Genomic DNA, 3409 nt, shown 5'->3' on the forward strand with positions numbered 1-3409 from the left:
GTTTGCACTTGCCAGCCTGTCGCTAGGTAGATCGGCTGCCGCTTCTTTTCTTCTTTGCGAATCTCTTCCTGGAACGCCTCATCCAGCAAGGTAAGCTGCTTGTGCCATGGCGCTTGGACAAGCCGCCAAAAATGACCGAGCCTGAGTGCGCATAACGGAGGGATTGTTAAATAGTCCCCCACAGCAAAACCCACCCCGGTGGGCTTTGCTGCTAGCTGGCTACTAGGCCCCCGCCCCTCGGCGTACCATCGGTGGCACTGCTGGTTTTACGCAGTACCCGTCCCTCTCTTGAAAAGGAGCTTCTCCAGTAAGCGCCCGGTGAACACACCTTCAGAACTCCAGTATTAAGGGCGATGGTGTCCGCGTATTTTTAAGCGGACGCGATAGCCCTTATCGCCGGGATTTCCATGCGCCAACGAAGCTCTTACCCCAAACCGTTCAAGGCCCAAGTCGTGCGGGAGTGCCTGCAACCCGGCGCGACCGTCTCCAGCGTGGCCATCAGTCATGGCATCAACGCCAACGTAATCCGCAAATGGTTACCGATTTACCGTGACCAAGTCCCAGCACTGCCTGCATTCGTACCGCTGCCGCCGATTCCCAAGCGGCAAGCGGATGAAACGGTTGTGATCGCCTTGCCGCTGGGTGACAAATCCATCACGGTCAATGGCCATCCTCAGATCCGGACGGCTGCGCACGCTTCATCCGTAGCCTCTTGCAATGATCCGTATCGACGCCATCTGGCTCGCCACCGAGCCGATGGACATGCGCGCCGGCACCGACACGGCGTTGGCCCGCGTGGTCGAGGTGTTCGGTGCGGCGAAGCCGCACTGCGCTTATCTGTTCGCCAACCGCCGCGCCAACCGGATGAAAGTGCTCGTGCACGACGGCGTGGGCATTTGGCTTGCCGCACGCCGACTCAACCAAGGGAAGTTCCATTGGCCTGGAATTCATCGCGGCCTGGAAGTAGAACTCGATGCCGAACAGCTTCAAGCCTTGGTGCTTGGCTTGCCATGGCAGCGAATGGGCGCGATTACAGTGCTCTGAGCCTCGCCTTTAGCTGTGGCAGGTAGGTTGCTTTGGTAAAATCCATGGCATGACTTCTTCGCCCAACCTCGATCAAATGACGCCCGAACAACTGCGCGCACTCGCTGCGCAGTTGCTGTCCAAGGTCGACACCATGGGCAGAAAGATCCATCGCGACGAGACGATCATCGAGCAGCTCTCTCACGAGATCGCCATCCTCAAGCGGCACAAATTCGCCAAGCGCAGCGAGCAGATCAGCCCGGCGCAAGGCAGCTTGTTGGATGACCTGCTCACCACCGACCTCGAAGCCATCGACGCGGAGTTGCAAGCACTGCGTCCCGCGCCGGTGGCGGATGAACCACGCCAGCAACCCAAGCGTGCTCCGCTGCCCGCGCAACTGCCGCGCACCGTTATCCGCCACGAGCCCGATAGCACCGAGTGCGCCTGCGGCTGCCAGCTTCAGCGCATCGGCGAAGACATCAGCGAGAAGCTGGACTACACCCCGGGCGTGTTTACCGTCGAGCAACATGTGCGTGGCAAGTGGGCCTGCCGCCAGTGCGAGACACTGATCCAGGCGCCGGTGCCCGCCCAGGTGATCGACAAGGGCATCCCCACTGCCGGCCTGTTGGCCCATGTGATGGTGGCCAAGTTCGCCGATCACCTGCCACTGTACCGGCAGGAAAAAATCTTTGGCCGGGCCGGCCTGGCCATCCCGCGCTCCACGCTGGCGCAGTGGGTGGGCCAAACCGGCGTGCAGCTCCAGCCACTGGTGGATGCGTTGCGCGAAACGGTGCTGGCCCAGCAGGTCATCCACGCCGATGAAACGCCGGTACAGATGCTGGCTCCCGGCGAGAAGAAAACCCATCGGGCCTATGTCTGGGCCTACTGCACGACGCCGTTCTCGGCACTGAAGGCCGTGGTCTACGAGTTCAGTCCCAGCCGTGCCGGCGAACATGCGCGCAACTTCCTGGGCGCGTGGAGCGGCAAGCTGGTCTGTGACGACTTTGCTGGCTACAAGGCCAGCTTCGAGCAGGGCATCACCGAAATCGGCTGCATGGCCCACGCCCGCCGCAAGTTCTTTGACCTGCATGTGGCGAACAAGAGCCAGATAGCCGAACAAGCGCTGCACTCCATCGGCGGCCTGTATGAGATCGAGCGGCAGGCCAAGGCCATGAGCGATGAAGATCGCTGGCGATTACGTCAGGAAAAGGCAACGCCTGTCGCAGAGAAACTGCATGAGTGGATGCTGGCTCAGCGCGAGCGTGTGCCGGAAGGATCGGCCACGGCCAAGGCACTGGATTACAGCTTGAAACGCTGGGTAGCGCTGACGCGCTACCTGGACGATGGTGCTGTGCCCATCGACAACAATGCGGTCGAGAACCAGATCAGGCCGTGGGCGCTCGGTCGTTCGAACTGGCTCTTCGCAGGGTCACTGCGCAGCGGCAAGCGGGCGGCGGCGATCATGAGCTTGATCCAGTCGGCACGGATGAATGGGCATGATCCATACGCCTATCTCAAGGATGTACTGACGCGGCTGCCGACGCAGAAGGCCAGCGAGATTGAGCAGCTGTTGCCGCATCAGTGGATACCAGCCTGACCTGCGCAAGATGCCTTGCCCGTACGCTTACCTTCTCCATGCTGAAACCTGGCGTTCGCTACCTCTTGATTGATCTCGATGAATCTATTCCTGGCTACCTGCTGGACAACATCTACTACGAAGACGGTCACCGCTGCGGTGAACTGAAAGATGGCACCTTCTACTACAACATGATCGATGGCATTACCGGAGAACCGAAGTACCCCGATGGCCGCGCCGGGCACCTCGACGGCATGGAAATCATCCGAGTGGGGGATGGTCTGCGCTTTCGGCTAGAGCCTGAGGATGCGTAATGGCTGGCATTGATCTTGATACCCGCGCCGCCCTTGAACGCCTGATCGCTGTCGCTCAGGGCGACACCGGCCAAAGTCGCCACGTTGCCGACCTGCTGTTGGCATGGATCAATACCTGCGAAAGCGGAGGGTTCGACCCCACCAGCTTGTGGGCCATCGATGACGCCCTGGTCGCCGACAGCCTGCGCCTGATCACCTGGGTCGCTCGTAACCGGGTGTACCCGGACGAGCTGGGTTATGGCGATACGTTCGAGGCGCTCTGGCGGCAGTGGCGCGCTCACACTCCGCTTTTATAAGACGGCTCAATCATGCGTAAACGCGAACGCGCATTGCAGGCGATGGCCACCCGCATGGGTGATCCGCGCGCATCAGATTTCACCACCAGCCACTTCACCCAGTACCGGCCCGATCGCCTGGCCGGCAAGTTCGGCCGAGAAACGGCAGGCAGTGGGCGGAAGAAGGGCGAGAAGGCCAAGCCCGTCAGCGCCAATACCCT

The 3409-nt window shown here is 60.9% G+C and carries 5 protein-coding genes and 1 pseudogene; all 6 read left to right on the forward strand.

From position 1 onward, the window contains the following. Window positions 1-407 precede the first annotated feature (407 nt). Window positions 408-545 (forward strand): annotated as a pseudogene (locus tag B597_RS47970) (transposase); the annotation flags it as partial. Window positions 546-717: 172 nt separating this feature from the next. Then, window positions 718-1044 carry an IS66 family insertion sequence element accessory protein TnpB gene (gene tnpB / locus B597_RS34485; protein WP_024161982.1) on the forward strand — a complete coding sequence of 109 codons (327 nt, stop codon included), beginning with the start codon at window positions 718-720 and terminating at the stop codon, window positions 1042-1044. A 49-nt stretch (window positions 1045-1093) separates the two neighbouring features. Continuing rightward, window positions 1094-2620 (forward strand): IS66 family transposase, encoded by a 1527-nt coding sequence (gene tnpC, locus B597_RS34490; protein ID WP_003297409.1) that lies wholly within the window; start codon window positions 1094-1096, stop codon window positions 2618-2620. Beyond that, window positions 2605-2913, forward strand: a complete 309-nt coding sequence (locus B597_RS34495; protein ID WP_152028163.1) for a hypothetical protein — start codon at window positions 2605-2607, stop codon at window positions 2911-2913. The genes tnpC and B597_RS34495 overlap by 16 nt, the downstream gene beginning before the upstream one ends. After that, window positions 2913-3209 carry a DUF7673 family protein gene (locus B597_RS34500; protein ID WP_003297411.1) on the forward strand — a complete coding sequence of 99 codons (297 nt, stop codon included), beginning with the start codon at window positions 2913-2915 and terminating at the stop codon, window positions 3207-3209. The genes B597_RS34495 and B597_RS34500 overlap by 1 nt, the downstream gene beginning before the upstream one ends. 12 nt (window positions 3210-3221) lie before the next feature. Continuing rightward, a partial coding sequence (locus B597_RS47320) for a phage integrase (RefSeq protein WP_043289804.1) occupies window positions 3222-3409 on the forward strand: 188 nt, incomplete at its 3' end.

Origin of the sequence: Stutzerimonas stutzeri KOS6 (assembly GCF_000307775.2) — a bacterium.
GTDB lineage: Bacteria > Pseudomonadota > Gammaproteobacteria > Pseudomonadales > Pseudomonadaceae > Stutzerimonas > Stutzerimonas stutzeri_B.